Genomic DNA, 16,806 nt, shown 5'->3' with positions numbered 1-16,806 from the left:
CCGGTCGACCCGCGGGTCAGCCGGTCGCGCGGTCCAGGCGGTCCAGGAGGACGACGGCCACATCGTCGGTGAGTTCGCCCCCGTTGAGGCGGCGGGCCTCGCTCACGGCCGCTTCCAGCAGCCGCTCGCCGCGCAGGCCCGCGTCGAGGTGGCGGTTGATCATCTCGATCATGCCGTCCTGGCCGAGGCGTTCGCGCCCGGCGCCGATCCGGCCTTCGATCAGACCGTCGGTGTAGAGCATCAGGCTCCAGGTGCCGCCCAGGTCGACCTGGCGGCGGGGCCAGCGGGCCCGGGGCAGCAGTCCCAGTGCCGGGCCGCTGTCCTCGTAGGGCAGGAGCCGCGCGGGGCGGCCCGGCCGGGATATGAGCGGGGCGGGATGACCCGCCAGGCACAGGCCCGCGCGGCGGCCGTCCGGGGAGATGTCCACGGTGCAGAGCGTCGCGAAGATCTCCTCGCAGGGACGTTCCACCTCCAGGACCTCCTGGAGCGTCGCGAGCAGGTCGTCCCCGCACAGGCCCGCCAGGGTCAGCGCGCGCCAGGCGATGCGCAGCTCCACACCGAGGGCGGCCTCGTCGGGGCCGTGGCCGCAGACGTCGCCGATCATCGCGTGGACCGTGCCGTCGGGGGTGCGGACGGTGTCGTAGAAGTCCCCGCCGAGCAGGGCCCGGCTGCGGCCCGCGTGGTAGCGGGCGGCGAAGCGCAGGTCGGAGCCCTCCAGCAGGGGGTGGGGCAGCAGCCCGCGCTCCAGCCGGGCGTTCTCCTGGGCGCGCAGCCGGGACTCGGCCAGCTTGTACTGGGCGATGTCGGCGCGTTTTCGTTCCACCGCGTACCGGATGGCGCGGCTCAACAGGCGTCCGTCCAGTTCGCTGCGGAAGAGGAAGTCCTGGGCGCCGACCCGCACCGCCTCGGCGGCGCGCTCGGCGTCGGCCTCGGCGGTCAGCACGAGGACGGCGTGGCGCGGGGCCATGCGGAGCACCTGGTGCAGGGTGGTCAGCTCGTTGTCCCCGCCGCCGCTGCCCGGGAGGGACAGGTCGAGCAGGATGCAGTGCACGTCGTGGGTGAGCAGCCGCGTCGCCTCGGTGAGGTTGCGGGCGGTGCGGATCCGGATGCGGTGGCCGTCGGCGTCGAGGATCTCGGGGACGGTGAGACCGCCCGCGGGGTCGTCCTGGATGACCAGCAGGGTCAGCGCCTGCGGAGTCGTGGCGGGCGTGGCGGATGACGCCGTGCCTCCGCCCGGTTGTGGCGGTACGGCGGCGTGCGGGGCGGGCAGGCGGCCCTGACCGCTCTCCGCGGGCGGGGTGTCCCTCTGCCGCGGTACGGATGCGGGCATCGTCTCCGGTTCCTTCCCTCCCCCCGAGGGTGCGCTCGTGCGCCCCGACCCTAGCGGTCCGCGCCCGGCGCGTGAATGGTGTGGCCGCCGGCCGCCTCCGGCATATGCCGTTATCGCAGTGGATGGCCCGTCCTGGGATGACCAACGTCACGGTCCGCCCGGCGGCCTGCGGCCCGCACCGCGGCGCGTGCCGGGGCGCCTCCGGCTGGGGGTGCCTGGGCTGGCGGTGCCTTCGGCCGGGTGCGCCTCCGGCGGGCCCTCAAGCGCCGGGCCGGCTGAAATGCCGGGCAGCTTCGGGGTGCCGGGCATGCTGAGGTGCTGGCAAGGGGGAGGGGGCCTGACTGACCGGTCCTGGGCGGGCACACCGAGCCTCGCCGGCGATTGAGGCGCCCCCGGAGGGCGAACCGGCCCGCACCGGGCGCTCCGGACTCCGCTGCCCCGCCAAGCCCGGCGGCCCCCGGCCCGGCTCCGTAAGGGGCGCGGGAGGCCCCCGGCCCCCGGCCCGCCGGAACTACCCCCGCCCCGCTACGCGTCCGGGCGGACGACCGCCTTGATCGGCATGGAGCCCGCGCCCGCGATGGTGATGTTGCGGCCCGGACGCGGGGCGTGGACCATCGCGCCGTCGCCGATGTACATCGCGACATGGCTCGCGTCGTCGAAGTAGATGATCAGGTCACCCGGCCGCATGTCCTTCACGGCCACCTTCGGCAGCAGCCGCAGCTGCTCCTGCGAGGTCCGCGGGATCGGCTTGCCCGCCGCCAGCCACGCCTGCGAGGTCAGCCCCGAGCAGTCGTACGTGTTCGGGCCCTCGTCACCCCACCCGTACGCCTTGCCGATCTGGGCGGTGGCGAACCGGACCGCCTTCTTCCCCGCCTCCGACGCCGTGCCCTGGAGCTCCTTGAGCGCGCCCGCCGACAGCCAGGCCGTCTGCGCCTTGTACTGCGCCTCCTGCTCCAGCTGGATCAGCCGGGCCTTCTCCTCGGCCTGGAGCTTGTTCTCCAGCTCCTCCGCGGCCTTGATCTTCTGCTCGATCTCCTTCTTCGCGGTCTCCTGCTTGACCCGGTTGGCCTCCAGGGTCTGCCAGTGCGCGCTCGCGTCCGCCGCGTACTGCTGCAAGTCGGCCTGGACGCGCGCCAGTTCCGAGAGCGTGCCCGCGGTGGCCTTCTCGGCCTGGCGCAGCCGGTCGGCGCTGTTCAGGAACATGCTGGGGCTGTCGCTCAGGGCCAGCTGCGCACCCGGCGGCAGTCCGCCCGAGCGGTACTGGGCCCGGGCGGCGGCGCCCGCGCGGTTCTTGAGCGAGGCGATCCGCTCCTGCCCGGCCACGACCTGCTTCGCCAGCTCGACGATCTTGTCCGACTGGGCCTTGGCCTCGCCCACCGCGAGGTTGTACGCGTCCGTGGCGGTGCCCGCCTGCCGGTACAGCCCCTCTATCTCCTGGTGCACCTGCTCCAGCGACTTGCCCCCCGGCTCGGGAGCCACCGGAGCGCCGGGGGAAGCCGGAGAAGAAGGGGAAGAGGGGAACGAGGGGGCGCTCGGGGCGGCGTACGCCGTGCCCGCCAGGCCCGGGGCCGTCAGTATCGCCATCGCGCAGAGCAGAGTGAGCGCGGACGCGCCACGGTGTCGTCTCATGGTCCCCCCCAGGCACCCGCGCCGGATCCCGAGTCGGGTCCGGCCCGTCAGGTGCGACGGGATGCGGCGGATCGCGGCTACCGCATCCGCATTCACATCCGTAGTCACATCTGACTATTCATCAGTAACTTTTCACTGCCTTCGGGATGGTGCCACGACTCGGCGAATTCCAACACCCTCCACCCCACGCCCGACCCGCCCCCACGACACCCTCCGAGCACTCAACGGGCCGCCCCCGCCCCCGGTTCCCCACCTGGCGCGTCTCACCCCAATGGGCGCAGGGCCTCCCACCGCACCGTCAGTTCCCCCTGCCGCCACCGTCTCGGCCCGTCCGTCAGGGGCCAGTCCACCGCCAGCGCCCGCGCCGTACGGATCCACCGCTGCCGCGCGCCCAGCGAGGCGTACGGGGCCGCCGCCGCCCACGCCCGGTCGAAGTCCCGCAGGAACGCGTGCACCGCCTCCCCCGGCACATTGCGGTGGATCAGCGCCTTCGGCAGCCGCTCCGCCAGGTCCGAGGGGCGCTCCAGGGAGCCCAGCCGGGTCGCGAAGGTCACCGTGCGCGCCCCCTCCGGCCCCAGCGCCACCCACACGTGCCGCCGCCCGATCTCGTCACACGTCCCCTCGACCAGCAGCCCGCCCGGCGCCAGCCGCCCGCACAGCCGCCGCCACACCGCCTCGACCTGTTCCTCGTCGTACTGGCGCAGCACGTTCGCCGCCCGGATCAGCGCGGGCCGCTCGCCGCCGTCCAGCGGCACCTCGAAACCACCGCGGCGAAAGCTCAGCCCCTCGCGCTCGTACGGCTTCGCGCCCGCGACCCGGGCCGGTTCGATCTCGATCCCGACCACCCGCACCCGCGGCGCCACCGGCCGCAGCCGGGCCAGCAGCTCGACCGCCGTCCACGGCGCGGCCCCGTATCCCAGGTCCACCGCCACCGGAGCCCGCGCCCGCCCCAGGGCGGCCCCGTGCGTGGCCGCGATCCAGCGGTCCATCCGGCGGAGCCGGTTCGGGTGGGTGGTCCCCCGCGTGACCGAGCCCACGGGGCGGCTGGGGGGAGGGGGAGTACGGGCGGCCATGAGCCGAGGGTAAGCCGAGGGCGCTCGCTCGATAAAAATCCGGTAAACCGCCAGGATTTTTCGCCGCTCCCCGGAATGCGGGGCAGGGGCGATCGGGTTGCACCCCGTGCAGGGCGCGCACCGCGCCCCGTACCGCCATGCCCGAGCGCACCGAGGCCCGAGCGCACCGAGGTGCCCGAGCGCGGAAATGCCCGACCATGGAACGTGTGCCGTACGAGCCCGAGCGAGAGGACTGCTCCTTGAGTCAGTACGTGTCCCGGCTCGGCGGCAGGCTCGCCGCCGCCCGCAGCACCCGCCACGACGCGCCCCGGCTGCGCCTGCCCGCCGTGGGCGGCCACCGCAAACCGCGCCGGGTCGCCATGCTCAGCGTGCACACCTCGCCGCTGCACCAGCCCGGCACGGGCGACGCGGGCGGGATGAACGTCTACATCGTCGAGCTGGCCAAGCGCCTCGCCGCGATCAACATAGAGGTCGAGATCTTCACCCGGGCCACCACCGGCGGGCTGCCCCCCGTCGTCGAGCTGACCCCGGGCGTACTCGTGCGCCACGTGGACGCGGGCCCCTACGAGGGCCTAGCCAAGGAGGAGCTGCCCGCCCAGCTCTGCGCCTTCACCCACGGCGTCATGCAGGCCTGGGCCGGGCACCGCCCCGGCTACTACGACCTCGTCCACTCCCACTACTGGCTCTCCGGCCACGTCGGCTGGCTCGCCGCCGAACGCTGGGGCGTCCCCCTCGTCCACGCCATGCACACCATGGCCAAGGTCAAGAACGCCGCGCTCGCCGAGGGCGACACCCCCGAGCCCGCCGCCCGCGTCATCGGCGAGACCCAGATCGTGGCCGCCGCCGACCGCCTCATCGCCAACACCGCCGAGGAGGCCGACGAGCTGGTCCGCCACTACGAGGCCGACCCCGGCAAGGTGGCCGTCGTACACCCCGGGGTGAACCTCGACCGCTTCACCGTCGGCGACGGCCGCGCCGCCGCCCGCGCCCGCCTCGGGCTGCCGCAGGACGCCGTCATCCCGCTCTTCGCGGGCCGCATCCAGCCCCTCAAGGCCCCCGACATCCTGCTGCGCGCCGTCGCCGAGCTGGTCGACCGCGACCCCACCATGCGCCGCAGGCTCGTCGTGCCCGTCGTCGGCGGCCCCAGCGGCAGCGGCCTCGCCAAGCCCGAGGGCCTGCAGAAGCTCGCCGCCCGCCTCGGGATCACCGACCTGGTCCACTTCCACCCGCCGGTCCGCCAGGACCAGCTCGCCGACTGGTTCCGGGCCGCGTCCGTCCTGGTCATGCCCTCCTACAACGAGTCCTTCGGACTGGTCGCCCTGGAGGCCCAGGCCACCGGCACCCCGGTCCTCGCCGCCGCCGTCGGCGGCCTCCCGGTCGCCGTCAACGACGGGGTCACCGGCATCCTCGTACCCGGTCACGACCCCGTCGACTACGCGCGCGAACTGCGCCGCTTCGTCGACGACCCGGCCCTGACCGACCGGATGGGGCACGAGGCGGCCCGCCACGCGCGGTTCTTCGGCTGGGACACGGCCGCGAGCGGCACCGCCGACGTGTACACGGCGGCGATGCATGATCATCGGCGTCGCGTACGCTCCCACCATGGCTGAGACCGCCGCGACCGACATCATCGAGAGCACGCTGGACGACGCCGGACTGGAGTGGGAGAACCCCGGGCCGGGCTCGTACGTCGTCACGCTGCCCGGCACCCGCAAGCTGTCGACCACCTGCTCCCTCAAAGTGGGCAAGCACTCCCTGTCGGTGAACGCGTTCGTCATCCGCCACCCCGACGAGAACGAACCGGCCGTGCACCGCTGGCTGCTGGAGCGCAACCTCAAGCTCTACGGGATGGCCTACGCCGTCGACCGCCTCGGCGACGTCTACCTGACGGCGCGGCTGCCGCTCGCCGTGGTGACCCCGCAGGAGCTGGACCGCGTACTCGGGGCGGTGCTCGAAGGCGCCGACGGCGCGTTCAACACCCTGCTGGAGCTGGGCTTCGCGAGCGCCATCCGCAAGGAGTACGCGTGGCGGGTCTCGCGAGGCGAGTCCACCCGCAACCTCGACGCCTTCAAGCACCTGACGGATCGCCCGGGGCCGCGGGGCCCGACGGAGTAGCCGGTGCGGGCGGTTCGGGCCGTACGGCGTGCACGGCCCGTGCGGGCGTGCGCGCCGTAGGGGCCGTGCGGGCTGTACGAGCCGTGCGCGCCGTACGTTCCTACGCGGCCGGAGTGACCTCCGGCGCCGCCACCCCGGGCGCCACCACGACCTCAGGAACCTCGGGCGCGGGCGCCTGCGGCAGGTTCCGCATCAGCAGCCAGTAACCGAGGCCCGCCAGCGAACCCAGCACCGCCATCGCCCCCCACAGCCAGCCCGCGCCGAACTCGTCGATGACGAAGCCCGCCGACAGCGGCGCGATCAGCGAGGCAACCGCCCACGACATCGTGTACATGCCCTGGTAGCGGCCGCGGCCGTGGGTCGGGGACAGCCGGGCCACCAGACCCATCTGGGTGGGCGAGTTGATGATCTCGGCCACCGTCCAGACGCAGACGGTCAGCGCGATCACCCCGAGCGAACCGCCGAACGCGGTCATCCCGAACCCGTACCCGGCCAGCAACGCCGAGGCCACCAGCAGCTTCTGCGGATCACGGTGCTCGATCAGCCGGGTCACCGGGATCTGCAGCAGCACGATCAGCACCCCGTTGAGGGCGATCACCATCCCGTACTCACCCGGCGCGAAACCCGCCGCGCCCATCGACAGCGGCAGCCCGAACGAGCCCTGCATGAAGATCAGCGAGATGAGGAACGACAGCCCGACGACCCCCATGAAGCGCCTGTCACGCAGTACGGTCCCCATCCCGATCTCCGGCTCGCCGCCCCCCGCCGCCCCGTCCGCGCCCTGGTCCGGCCGCGATTCGGGCAGCTTGACGTAGACGAGCACCGCACAGGCCAGGGTCAGGGCGGCCTCGCCGAGGAAGCCCACGAGGTAGCTGTACTCGGCGATGAAACCGGCGGCCGTCGCCGACACCGCGAACCCGAGGTTGATCGCCCAGTAGTTCAGCGCGAAGGCCCGCACCCGGTCCTCGGGCTTCACGATGTCGGCCATCATCGCCTGCACCGCCGGGCGGGAGGCGTTCGAGGTCATGCCGACGAGCAGGGCCACGGCCGCGATCGCCGCCGGGTGCTGCATGAAGCCGAGCAGGGCGACCGAGAAGGCCGTCGAGACCTGGGCGGCCATCAGCGTCGGCCGCCGCCCCAGCCGGTCCGTCATCACCCCGGCGACCAGCGAGGACACCACCCCGCCGAGCCCGTGCAACGCCACCACGAGCCCCGCGAACGACGCCGAGTAGCCCCGCTCCAGCGTCAGGTACAAGGTCATGAATGTGGCGACGAAAGCCCCGAGCCGGTTCACCAGGGTGCTGGTCCACAGCCACCAGAACTCGCGCGGCAGACCCGACACGCTGGCGCGCGCGGCCCCCCTCATCCTGTCAACGGACATACGGATCCCCCTGGCGATGTAAGTGGTGCGGCTGCGAACCGCACGTTACGACTGGAGGCGCTCGGACGCCACTCGATTGACGCGGCACGTCAATTGGGGACCGTCCCCCGCGGGGCGCCGCCGACGCGCGCGGGACATTCGGCGTCCATTAGGCTCGTACGCATGGCCGACGCACCGTACAAGCTGATCCTCCTCCGTCACGGCGAGAGCGAGTGGAACGCGAAGAACCTGTTCACCGGCTGGGTGGACGTCAATCTCAACGAGAAGGGCGAGAAGGAGGCGGTCCGCGGCGGTGAGCTGCTCAAGGACGCCGGCCTGCTCCCCGACGTCGTGCACACCTCGCTCCAGAAGCGCGCGATCCGCACCGCGCAGATGGCGCTCGAGGCAGCCGACCGCCACTGGATCCCGGTCCACCGCTCCTGGCGCCTGAACGAGCGCCACTACGGCGCCCTCCAGGGCAAGGACAAGGCCCAGACCCTCGCCGAGTTCGGCGAGGAGCAGTTCATGCTGTGGCGCCGCTCGTACGACACCCCGCCGCCCGCCCTTGAGGACGGCACCGAGTTCTCGCAGTCCGGGGACCCGCGCTACGCCTCCATCCCGCCGGAGCTGCGCCCCCGTACGGAGTGCCTGAAGGACGTCGTCGTCCGCATGCTGCCGTACTGGTACGACGCGATCGTCCCGGACCTGCTGACCGGCCGCACCGTCCTGGTCGCCGCCCACGGCAACTCCCTGCGCGCGCTCGTCAAGCACCTCGACGGCGTCTCCGACGCGGACATCGCGGGCCTGAACATCCCGACCGGCATCCCGCTCGCCTACGAACTGGACGCGGAGTTCAAGCCCCTGAACCCGGGCGGCACCTACCTCGACCCGGACGCCGCCGCGGCCGCGATCGAAGCCGTCAAGAACCAGGGCAAGAAGAAGTAGCCCCGAGCCGCGAAACGGGCCCCCTGCCCGCCGGTTTCCGGCGGGCAGGGGGCCCGTGTCGTGACTGGCGTCGGGTCAGCCGCCGCACTGGCACGGGGCGCCGGACTGGCAGCCGCAGCCGCAGCCCGAGCCGCAGCCGCAGGCCGCGAGCAGGGGGAGGCGCAGGGCCTCCGGCGGCTGGTGCTCCTGCTCGGGCGTGATGGGGACGGGGGAATCGGACATGGTTCCTCCTCGCAGGCGTACCGGTCGTACTGCCTTTGCCTCATTCATGCCCAGCCGCGCGGGCGCGTCAACGGCGCATTGGGGCAAGGCCGGCATGTGGCCGGCCCGCACCCGCCCCGCACCCGCCCCGCCCTCGGCAAGCGCCCCGACACGCGCCCGTGACGCGCCCGTGACGCCCCGTCAGGCGCGCGGTTAGGCGCCCTCGACCGCCGTCGGCGGCTGGAGCTCGTCCGCGTGCTCGCCCGTCACCAGGTAGACGACGCGCTTCGCCACCGATACCGCGTGGTCCGCGAACCGCTCGTAGTAGCGGCCCAGCAGCGTCACGTCGACCGCCGTCTCGATGCCGTGCTTCCAGCGGTCGTCCATCAGGTGCTGGAACAGCGTCCGGTGCAGCTGGTCCATCTCGTCGTCGTCCTGCTCCAGCTGGAGCGCGAGGTCGACGTCCTTCGTGATGATGACCTCGGCGGCCTTCGCCATCAGGCGCTGCGCCAGCTGACCCATTTCCAGGATGGTCGCGTGCAGGTCGCGCGGGACCGCCGTGTCCGGGAAGCGCAGGCGGGCGAGCTTGGCCACGTGCTGGGCCAGGTCGCCGGAGCGCTCCAGGTCCGCGCTCATGCGCAGCGAGGTCACCACGATGCGCAGGTCGGTGGCCACGGGCTGCTGGCGGGCCAGCAGCGCGATGGCGCGGGCCTCCAGGTCGTGCTGGAGGTCGTCCACCTTCTGGTCGGCGGCGATGACGCTCTCGGCGAGCTTGAGATCGGCGTCGAGCATGGCGGTGGTGGCCCGGCCGATCGCGGAACCGACGAGCCGGGCCATCTCGACCAGGCCTTCTCCGATCGAGTCCAGTTCCTCGTGGTACGCGTCCCGCATGGTGGGTGTCCCTCTCTTGCGTCGTGCCCCGTGTGTACGTCGGGCCCGTGGTTACGTCGTTCCCGTCCTGCCTCGTGGCCAGGGGCGCCGGGGGCGCCGGGGGCCGGGGCGTCTCGCCCCACGGTGACAGGTTGAGCCGTAAACGCGTCCGACTCCGGCACCACAAGTGAATCAACCCCGTCGCCAGGGTGAACTCTGGGCGACGACTGTTCGAGGTGCCACCCGAACGGCTGTGGAACTCTCGTCGTACCTGCTTAACCTGGACACATGGACGTGAACGCGGCGGTCGCCGCAGCTGCAGCGATCGCCGGGTTGTGCACCGGTGTGATCGCCATGCTGGCGTTCCGCTGGAGCGAGCGCGACCAAGCCCGCCCCACCCGGAGCTCCATGCGCCCCGACATCAATGCGGTACTCCCGCCCGGAGTGGACACCGTCCTCTCCGTACTCCGCTCCTCCGCCGTCGTACTGGACGAGGGTGACGCGGTGGTCAAGGCCAGCTCCGCGGCGTACGCCCTCGGCCTGGTCCGCGGCGGCAAACTCGCCGTGGAGCCCATGCTCCACATGGCCCGCGACACCCGCCGCGACGGGGAGATACGCCAGATCGAACTGGACCTCCCGCGCCGCGGCACCGGCCGCGGCGAGGCCCTCGCCGTCTCGGCGCGGGTCGCGCCGCTCGGCTCCCGGCTGGTCCTGCTGCTGGTCGAGGACCTCACGGAGGCCCGCCGGATCGAAGCGGTCCGCCGTGACTTCGTCGCCAACGTCTCGCACGAGCTGAAGACCCCCGTCGGCGCGATCTCCCTGCTGTCCGAAGCCGTCATGGACGCGGCCGACGACCCCGAGGCGGTCACCCGCTTCGCGGGCCGCATGCAGATCGAGGCCACCCGGCTGATCAACCTCGTCCAGGAGCTGATCGACCTCTCCCGGGTCCAGAACGACGACCCGCTGGAGGACGCCGAGCCGGTCCGGGCCGACACCCTGGTCGCCGAGGCCATCGACCGCTGCCGCCACACGGCCTCCTCGAAGCAGATCACCATGGCCGTCGGCGGTACCGCTGACCTGCGGATCTGGGGAAACCGGGGGCAGCTCGCCGCGGCCCTCGGAAACCTGGTCGAGAACGCCGTGAACTACAGCCCCGCCCGCACCCGCGTCGGCATCGCCGCGCGCCGGGTGAACGCGCCGGGTGGAGACTTGATCGAGATAGCCGTGACCGACCAGGGCATCGGCATCCCGGAAAAGGACCGTGAGCGCATCTTCGAGCGCTTCTACCGCGTGGACCCGGCCCGCTCCCGTGCCACGGGAGGCACCGGCCTCGGCCTCGCGATCGTGAAGCACGTGGCCGCCTCGCACGGCGGGGAGGTCGCGGTGTGGAGCTCGGAGGGCCAGGGCTCCACATTCACCCTGCGGCTTCCCGAAGCCGCCGTACCCGCAGACGCGGCCGCCCCCGCATCCGCCCGACCCGTGCTCCAGACCGAACCAGCCATCCCTGCCCCGGAGGTCCTTCCGTGACCCGAGTGCTCGTCGTCGAGGATGAGGAATCCTTCAGCGACGCCCTGTCCTACATGCTCCGCAAGGAGGGCTTCGAGGTCGCGATCGCCGCGACCGGGCCCGACGGGCTGGATGAGTTCGAGCGCAACGGCGCCGACCTCGTCCTCCTCGACCTGATGCTCCCGGGCCTGCCCGGCACCGAGGTCTGCCGCCAGCTGCGCGGCCGCTCCAACGTGCCGGTGATCATGGTCACCGCCAAGGACAGTGAGATCGACAAGGTGGTCGGGCTGGAGATAGGAGCCGACGACTACGTGACCAAGCCCTTCTCCTCGCGCGAACTGGTCGCCCGCATCCGCGCGGTCCTGCGCCGCCGCGGCGAGCCGGAAGAGGTCGCCCCGGCGGCCCTGGAGGCGGGCCCGGTCCGCATGGACGTGGACCGCCACGTGGTCACCGTCGCCGGTGCCAAGGTCGACCTCCCGCTCAAGGAGTTCGACCTCCTGGAGATGCTGCTGCGCAACGCGGGCCGCGTACTGACCCGCATGCAGCTGATCGACCGGGTGTGGGGCGCGGACTACGTGGGGGACACCAAGACCCTCGACGTCCACGTCAAGCGCCTGCGCGCCAAGATCGAGCCCGACCCGGGCGCGCCGCGGTACCTGGTCACGGTGCGCGGCCTCGGCTACAAGTTCGAGCCGTAAACCGGATCCGTACACGGGCCCCTCAGCGGGCCTGCGAGCGGGCCCCTCAGCGGGTCCGTACGCCGGTCGGTAAGCCGCCGGTCCGTACGCAGAAGGAGGGCCTCCCCCCGGGATCGGGGGAGGCCCTCCTTCGCTGTGTGCGCGTACGGGCGTCAGTGACCCGCGCTGTGCGACGCCGAGGCCGCCGGGGCCGCCGGGGCCGTCGGGCTGCCGGAGACGGAGCCGGGGGCGGTCGAGGACGGCGAACCCGAGGTGGTCGCGCCCCCGGGACCCGAGGGGGAGGGCGAGGCGCCGACGGACGGCGTGGGGCCCGCGGCGGGGGCCTCGGTCGGGCCGAAGCCCGCGTAGTAGCCGGTGGCGGGGACGACGGAGGCCGCCAGCTCGACGTCACCGGCCTGGCTGAGCTGGAACACGATCTTCTGCGAGTCGCCGTCCTTGACGGCCTGGCGGCCGCCCTCGATGACGGCGGTGGCGTTGCCCTTGCCGCCGAGCACGACGGAGCCGTGCGCGGGCACGGTGACCTTCGCGGCGCCCGTGGCGTCCTTGAGCGTGATCTTGCCCTTGGCACCCGCAAGGGTGACGGCGTCGAGGGTCTGCGGCTTGGCGCCGCCGTTGAAGACCGTCGCCGAGACGACGGCGGGGCCCTTCGCGTCCTTGGCGCCCTGGGTGATGACCAGCGCGTTCTGGACCTTGATGTCGCCCTTGGTCACGAAGGCGTTGTCCGGCGTGATGGCGAGCGTCTGTGCGTCGTTGCCCGCGCCGCATGCGGCGAGCGAGGCAATCGAGAACGCGATGGCGGAGGCGGCGAGAGCGCCGCGTCGAAGGCTGCGGCTCACGGCGGCGGCATCTCCTAGGACGTACGGACGGAGGGACGGTCAGGCGGTGGAGCGGGTGAGGCGGGTGCGGCAGGTGAAGACGATGGAACGCGCACGCGCTCGGGCGCTGGTAAAGCCGCCCTAAGTGTGTGTCAGCGGGCTTAGGTTACCGAGCCGCCGCCCCGCCCCCGCACCCGACCCTCCGCAGGGGGCGGGCCACCCTGAACCGGTCGGCCCGATCGTGTAACCGGTCGCGGTTGATCAGAGGCCGGCATATCGCGCGGCGCCCGCATGAGTGATCAATTCCGGGATTCCCTCGAACAGGCCCTCGTGATCAATTCAGGATTGGGCCGGAACCCGCTACAGACTCGCCCCACCAGTCGAACGGAGTACTTCGGTTTCGCCACTCCGAAACGGTCAAAACGGGACGTACGTCACGTCGGGCGAGTCGTGTCTCGGGTGTAGCTTGGTCGATTCCGCTCGTCCGCGCAGCGGCTCCGACCTGCGAATACCCCCTTCCGGAACCCTTCCGCAGCACGTTCGAGTCGCTGTTGTCAAGCCCCGAGATAGGCCCTGACCTGCGAAAACGCCATTCATAACAGTCGGTTCTCGTGTTACCCTGGATAGCCACGGAAGGGGTACCTGTCACATGACGTTCAAGGTTGGCGACACCGTGGTCTATCCCCATCACGGGGCCGCGCTGATCGAGGCTATCGAAACTCGCCAGATCAAAGGCGTGGACAAGACCTACTTGGTGCTCAAGGTCGCCCAGGGTGACCTGACGGTTCGCGTCCCTGCGGACAACGCGGAGTTCGTGGGCGTCCGCGATGTGGTCGGCCAGGAAGGGCTGGACCGGGTCTTCGAGGTGCTTCGTGCACCGTTCGCCGAAGAGCCGACGAACTGGTCCCGTCGCTACAAGGCAAATCTGGAAAAGCTCGCCTCTGGCGATGTCATCAAGGTCGCGGAAGTCGTACGTGACCTGTGGCGTCGTGAGCGTGAGCGCGGGCTCTCCGCGGGCGAGAAGCGCATGCTCGCGAAGGCGCGCCAGATCCTGGTGAGCGAGCTCGCGCTCGCCGAGAACACCAACGAGGACAAGGCCGAGGCCCTCCTCGACGAGGTTCTCGCGTCCTGACGCGACGAACCGTCCACACAGCAGTCGTGCCGCGGCGCCCGATGACGGCCCTCTCGCTCGCCGAGAGGACTGTCGCCGGGCGCTGTGGCATGTCTGTATCCCCACAGACGAGATCCCCACAGACGAGCGCGCGGACGAGCGCACAGGCAAGCGCGCGAACGCACCCGCCGTACCCAGCCGAACCACCTCTGCCGCACCACTCCTGCGCCCGCGCGCGGCGCAGTGGCGTGCCGGGTCCGGGCAGCCGGCTCGACCGGTCGTCACGGAAGGGGCGAGGGCATCGCACCCGGCACGCTTCTGGCCATACCCACGTCGGCCGAAGCCACAAACCCGGAGCCACCACCGATGTATGACGAAACGCGCCCCCACCGCACCGCCGCGGTGATCCCCGCGGCAGGCCGCGGCACCCGGCTGGGCCCGGGCGCCCCCAAGGCCCTGCGTTCCCTGGGCGGCGTCCCCATGCTGATCCACGCCGTACGCGCCATGGCCCGCTCCCGCGCCGTCTCGCTCGTGGTCGTCGTCGCCCCGCCCGAGGGCGCCGCCGAGGTCCGCCACCTCCTCGACGAGCACGCGCTGCCCGAGCGCACCGACTTCCTGGTCGTCCCCGGCGGGGAGACCCGCCAGGAGTCCGTACGGGCCGGCCTGGCCGCCCTCCCGGACACCATCACCTCCGTACTCGTCCACGACGCGGCCCGCCCCCTGGTCCCCGTGGACACCGTCGACGCCGTCATCGAAGCCGTCCGCGACGGTGCGCCCGCCGTGGTCCCCGCCATGCCGCTGACCGACACCGTCAAGGAAGTCGAACCCGGCAAGCCGGGCGAGCCCGAGCCCGTCGTCGCCACCCCCGAGCGGGCCCGGCTGCGCGCCGTGCAGACCCCGCAGGGCTTCGACCTGGCCACCCTGCTCCGCGCCCACGACAGCCTCGCCGTCAAGGGCGAGGGCGCCACCGACGACGCCGCAATGGTGGAAAAGCTCGGGGTGCCCGTCGTACTCATCCCCGGCCACGAAGAGGCCTTCAAGGTGACCCGCCCCCTCGACCTGGTCCTCGCCGAGGCCGTACTCGCCCGCAGGAGGGCCACCGATGCCTACTAGCCCGCACCCGGCCCCCGCGCTCCTGATCCCGCGGACCGGCATCGGCACCGACGTCCACGCCTTCGAGGCCGGCCGCGAACTGTGGTGCGCGGGCCTCTTCTGGGAGGGCGAGGACGGCCTCGCCGGGCACTCCGACGGCGATGTCGCCGCCCACGCCGCCTGCGACGCCCTCTTCTCCGCGGCGGGCGTCGGCGACCTCGGCGCACACTTCGGCACCTCCCGCCCGGAGTGGTCCGGCGCCTCCGGCGTCACCCTCCTGGCCGAGGCCGCCCGGATCGTCCGCGCCGAGGGCTTCGAGATCGGCAACATCGCCGTGCAGGTCATCGGCGTACGCCCGAAGATCGGCAAGCGGCGCGACGAAGCGCAGAAGACCCTGGCCGCCGCGGCCGGAGCCCCCGTCTCCGTTTCCGGCACCACCACCGACGGCCTCGGTCTCACCGGCCGCGCCGAGGGCCTCGCCGCGATCGCCACGGCGCTCGTGTACCGCACGAGCGGGGCCTGAGGACGGCCGTACGAGCGCCCCGCACGGCACCGCTTCGGCAACAAAGCCGACCCGCGCCCCCGAAAGGGTCGCGGGGCACTGCCGCGCGCGCACTACCCTGGATGCCGTGACTCTTCGCCTGTACGACACCAGCGCCCGGCAGATCCGTGACTTCACTCCGCTCACCGCGGGCTGCGTCTCGATCTACCTGTGTGGTGCCACCGTTCAGGCGGCGCCGCACATCGGCCACGTCCGCTCGTACCTGAACTTCGACCTCATGCGCCGCTGGTTCACCTACCGCGGCCTCGACGTCACCTTCATCCGCAACGTCACCGACATCGACGACAAGATCATCGCGAAGGCGGAGGCGCAGGGCCGCCCGTGGTGGTCCATCGGCTACGAGAACGAGCGCGCCTTCAACGACGGCTACGCCGCGCTGGGCTGCCTCCCGCCCACGTACGAGCCGCGCGCCACCGGCCACGTGCCGGAGATGATCGAGATGATGCGCGTCCTCATCGAGCGCGGCCACGCCTACGTCGCGGACGGCAGCGTCTACTTCGACGTGCGCTCCTTCCCCGGCTACCTGGAGCTGTCCAACCAGGACATCGACGACCTGCGCCAGCCCACCGAGAGCGGCATCACCGGCAAGCGCGACCCCCGCGACTTCGCCATGTGGAAGGCCTCCAAGCCCGGCGAGCCCGACTGGGAGACCCCCTGGGGCCGCGGCCGTCCCGGCTGGCACCTGGAGTGCTCCGCCATGGCCCACAAGTACCTGGGCAGCGCCTTCGACATCCACGGCGGCGGGCTCGACCTGATCTTCCCGCACCACGAGAACGAGATCGTGCAGGCCAAGGCCTTCGGCGACGAGTTCGCGAAGTACTGGGTGCACAACGCCTGGGTCACCCTGTCCGGCGAGAAGATGTCGAAGTCGCTCGGCAACTCCGTCCTCGTCTCCGAGATGGTCAAGGTCTGGCGCCCCATCGTGCTGCGCTACTACCTCGGCACCCCGCACTACCGCTCGATGATCGAGTACAGCGAGGAATCCCTGCGCGAGGCCGAATCCGGCTTCGCCCGCATCGAGGGATTCATCCAGCGCGTCATCGAGAAGGCGGGCACGCCCGTCGAACCCGCCGCCGAGGTGCCCCCGGCCTTCGCCGAAGCCATGGACGACGACCTCGGCGTCCCCCAGGCCCTCGCGATCATCCACACCACCGTCCGCCAGGGCAACAGCGCACTCGCCGCCGACGACAAGGACGCCGCGATCGCGCGCCTGTCAGAGGTACGGGCCATGCTGGGCGTCCTCGGACTCGACCCGCTCGACCCCTACTGGGCCGGGGAGGCCGACCGCGGCGAAGACCTCCACGGCGCCGTCGACACCCTCGTACGCCTCGTCCTGGAGCAGCGCGAATCCGCGCGGGCCCGCAAGGACTGGGCCACCGCGGACGCGATCCGCGACCAGCTCCAGCAGTCCGGACTGGTCATCGAGGACGGCCCGAGCGGCCCCCGCTGGACCCTCGGCCCCCGCTGAGACCAGCTCGTTGTGCCGCCCGGCGCTCCGG

16 protein-coding genes are annotated in these 16,806 nt (G+C 72.1%); 9 read left to right on the top strand and 7 right to left on the bottom strand.

From position 1 onward, the window contains the following. Window positions 1–16: 16 nt before the first annotated feature. From QMF80_RS25110 to QMF80_RS25100, 3 genes are all read right to left on the bottom strand, one after another. Complete coding sequence (locus QMF80_RS25110) at window positions 17–1,330, bottom strand: PP2C family protein-serine/threonine phosphatase (RefSeq protein WP_283456941.1); 1,314 nt, start codon at window positions 1,328–1,330, stop codon at window positions 17–19. A gap of 525 nt (window positions 1,331–1,855) precedes the next feature. Beyond that, a complete protein-coding gene (locus QMF80_RS25105) occupies window positions 1,856–2,959 on the bottom strand; it encodes a C40 family peptidase (RefSeq protein WP_283456939.1) in 1,104 nt (367 codons plus the stop codon). Window positions 2,960–3,222: 263 nt separating this feature from the next. Beyond that, window positions 3,223–4,032 carry a class I SAM-dependent methyltransferase gene (locus QMF80_RS25100; RefSeq protein ID WP_283456936.1) on the bottom strand — a complete coding sequence of 270 codons (810 nt, stop codon included), beginning with the start codon at window positions 4,030–4,032 and terminating at the stop codon, window positions 3,223–3,225. 239 nt (window positions 4,033–4,271) lie between these two features. Here QMF80_RS25100 and mshA point away from each other — a divergent pair, with 239 nt between their 5' ends. Together mshA and QMF80_RS25090 are read left to right on the top strand one after the other, a co-directional pair. Continuing rightward, a complete protein-coding gene (gene mshA / locus QMF80_RS25095; RefSeq protein ID WP_283456934.1) occupies window positions 4,272–5,642 on the top strand; it encodes a D-inositol-3-phosphate glycosyltransferase in 1,371 nt (456 codons plus the stop codon). Next, window positions 5,635–6,147: a type III secretion system chaperone family protein gene (locus tag QMF80_RS25090; RefSeq protein WP_283456932.1), complete on the top strand. Its 513-nt coding sequence runs from the start codon at window positions 5,635–5,637 to the stop codon at window positions 6,145–6,147. Before mshA ends, QMF80_RS25090 begins: the two co-directional genes overlap by 8 nt. Before the next feature lie 100 nt (window positions 6,148–6,247). On the opposite strand, the gene QMF80_RS25085 is transcribed toward QMF80_RS25090, so the two are convergent. Then, entirely contained in the window at window positions 6,248–7,528 is a 1,281-nt protein-coding gene (locus QMF80_RS25085) for an MDR family MFS transporter (RefSeq protein ID WP_283456930.1), read from the bottom strand. Window positions 7,529–7,690: 162 nt separating this feature from the next. On the opposite strand from QMF80_RS25085, the gene QMF80_RS25080 reads away from it, so the two are divergent. Continuing rightward, window positions 7,691–8,452: a phosphoglyceromutase gene (locus QMF80_RS25080; RefSeq protein WP_283456928.1), complete on the top strand. Its 762-nt coding sequence runs from the start codon at window positions 7,691–7,693 to the stop codon at window positions 8,450–8,452. Between the two features lie 75 nt (window positions 8,453–8,527). On the opposite strand, the gene QMF80_RS25075 is transcribed toward QMF80_RS25080, so the two are convergent. Further along, window positions 8,528–8,674: a hypothetical protein gene (locus tag QMF80_RS25075; RefSeq protein WP_283456926.1), complete on the bottom strand. Its 147-nt coding sequence runs from the start codon at window positions 8,672–8,674 to the stop codon at window positions 8,528–8,530. A 192-nt stretch (window positions 8,675–8,866) separates the two neighbouring features. Continuing rightward, a complete protein-coding gene (phoU, locus tag QMF80_RS25070) occupies window positions 8,867–9,544 on the bottom strand; it encodes a phosphate signaling complex protein PhoU (protein WP_283456924.1) in 678 nt (225 codons plus the stop codon). A 267-nt stretch (window positions 9,545–9,811) separates the two neighbouring features. On the opposite strand from phoU, the gene phoR reads away from it, so the two are divergent. Further along, the gene (gene phoR, locus QMF80_RS25065) at window positions 9,812–11,050 is read left to right on the top strand and encodes a two-component system sensor histidine kinase PhoR (RefSeq protein WP_283456922.1); all 1,239 of its coding nucleotides are present in this window, start codon (window positions 9,812–9,814) and stop codon (window positions 11,048–11,050) included. Between the two features lie 5 nt (window positions 11,051–11,055). Further along, complete coding sequence (gene phoP / locus QMF80_RS25060) at window positions 11,056–11,727, top strand: two-component system response regulator PhoP (RefSeq protein WP_502962912.1); 672 nt, start codon at window positions 11,056–11,058, stop codon at window positions 11,725–11,727. A 152-nt stretch (window positions 11,728–11,879) separates the two neighbouring features. Here the strand turns inward: phoP and QMF80_RS25055 are convergent, their stop codons facing one another. Beyond that, window positions 11,880–12,563, bottom strand: a complete 684-nt coding sequence (locus QMF80_RS25055) for a copper chaperone PCu(A)C domain-containing protein (protein WP_283456919.1) — start codon at window positions 12,561–12,563, stop codon at window positions 11,880–11,882. Between the two features lie 628 nt (window positions 12,564–13,191). Between QMF80_RS25055 and QMF80_RS25050 the strand changes: the two genes are divergently transcribed. The 4 genes from QMF80_RS25050 (at window position 13,192) to cysS (ending at window position 16,775) form a co-directional block, all read left to right on the top strand. Continuing rightward, the gene (locus QMF80_RS25050) at window positions 13,192–13,674 is read left to right on the top strand and encodes a CarD family transcriptional regulator (protein ID WP_206960214.1); all 483 of its coding nucleotides are present in this window, start codon (window positions 13,192–13,194) and stop codon (window positions 13,672–13,674) included. Between the two features lie 345 nt (window positions 13,675–14,019). Further along, entirely contained in the window at window positions 14,020–14,766 is a 747-nt protein-coding gene (gene ispD, locus QMF80_RS25045; protein WP_283456914.1) for a 2-C-methyl-D-erythritol 4-phosphate cytidylyltransferase, read from the top strand. Beyond that, window positions 14,756–15,268 (top strand): 2-C-methyl-D-erythritol 2,4-cyclodiphosphate synthase, encoded by a 513-nt coding sequence (ispF, locus tag QMF80_RS25040; RefSeq protein WP_283456912.1) that lies wholly within the window; start codon window positions 14,756–14,758, stop codon window positions 15,266–15,268. Before ispD ends, ispF begins: the two co-directional genes overlap by 11 nt. 106 nt (window positions 15,269–15,374) lie before the next feature. Beyond that, complete coding sequence (cysS, locus tag QMF80_RS25035; protein WP_283456910.1) at window positions 15,375–16,775, top strand: cysteine--tRNA ligase; 1,401 nt, start codon at window positions 15,375–15,377, stop codon at window positions 16,773–16,775. The last annotated feature ends 31 nt before the right edge of the window (window positions 16,776–16,806 follow it).

This window comes from Streptomyces sp. G-G2 (assembly GCF_030063135.1).
Taxonomy (GTDB): Bacteria; Actinomycetota; Actinomycetes; order Streptomycetales; family Streptomycetaceae; genus Streptomyces.
Note: the sequence above shows the minus strand (reverse complement) of the source record. Positions and strands in the feature narration are given on the sequence as shown.

What these genes read in the sequence shown, in the direction of transcription:
- phoR (WP_283456922.1), top strand. Translation starts at nt 9,812, where the DNA reads ATGGACGTGAACGCGGCGGTCGCCGCAGCTGCAGCGATCGCCGGGTTG.
- QMF80_RS25100 (WP_283456936.1), bottom strand. Translation starts at nt 4,032, where the DNA reads ATGGCCGCCCGTACTCCCCCTCCCCCCAGCCGCCCCGTGGGCTCGGTC.
- ispF (WP_283456912.1), top strand. Translation starts at nt 14,756, where the DNA reads ATGCCTACTAGCCCGCACCCGGCCCCCGCGCTCCTGATCCCGCGGACC.
- QMF80_RS25075 (WP_283456926.1), bottom strand. Translation starts at nt 8,674, where the DNA reads ATGTCCGATTCCCCCGTCCCCATCACGCCCGAGCAGGAGCACCAGCCG.
- QMF80_RS25085 (WP_283456930.1), bottom strand. Translation starts at nt 7,528, where the DNA reads ATGTCCGTTGACAGGATGAGGGGGGCCGCGCGCGCCAGCGTGTCGGGT.
- QMF80_RS25050 (WP_206960214.1), top strand. Translation starts at nt 13,192, where the DNA reads ATGACGTTCAAGGTTGGCGACACCGTGGTCTATCCCCATCACGGGGCC.
- phoU (WP_283456924.1), bottom strand. Translation starts at nt 9,544, where the DNA reads ATGCGGGACGCGTACCACGAGGAACTGGACTCGATCGGAGAAGGCCTG.
- ispD (WP_283456914.1), top strand. Translation starts at nt 14,020, where the DNA reads ATGTATGACGAAACGCGCCCCCACCGCACCGCCGCGGTGATCCCCGCG.
- QMF80_RS25110 (WP_283456941.1), bottom strand. Translation starts at nt 1,330, where the DNA reads ATGCCCGCATCCGTACCGCGGCAGAGGGACACCCCGCCCGCGGAGAGC.
- QMF80_RS25090 (WP_283456932.1), top strand. Translation starts at nt 5,635, where the DNA reads ATGGCTGAGACCGCCGCGACCGACATCATCGAGAGCACGCTGGACGAC.
- QMF80_RS25105 (WP_283456939.1), bottom strand. Translation starts at nt 2,959, where the DNA reads ATGAGACGACACCGTGGCGCGTCCGCGCTCACTCTGCTCTGCGCGATG.
- QMF80_RS25080 (WP_283456928.1), top strand. Translation starts at nt 7,691, where the DNA reads ATGGCCGACGCACCGTACAAGCTGATCCTCCTCCGTCACGGCGAGAGC.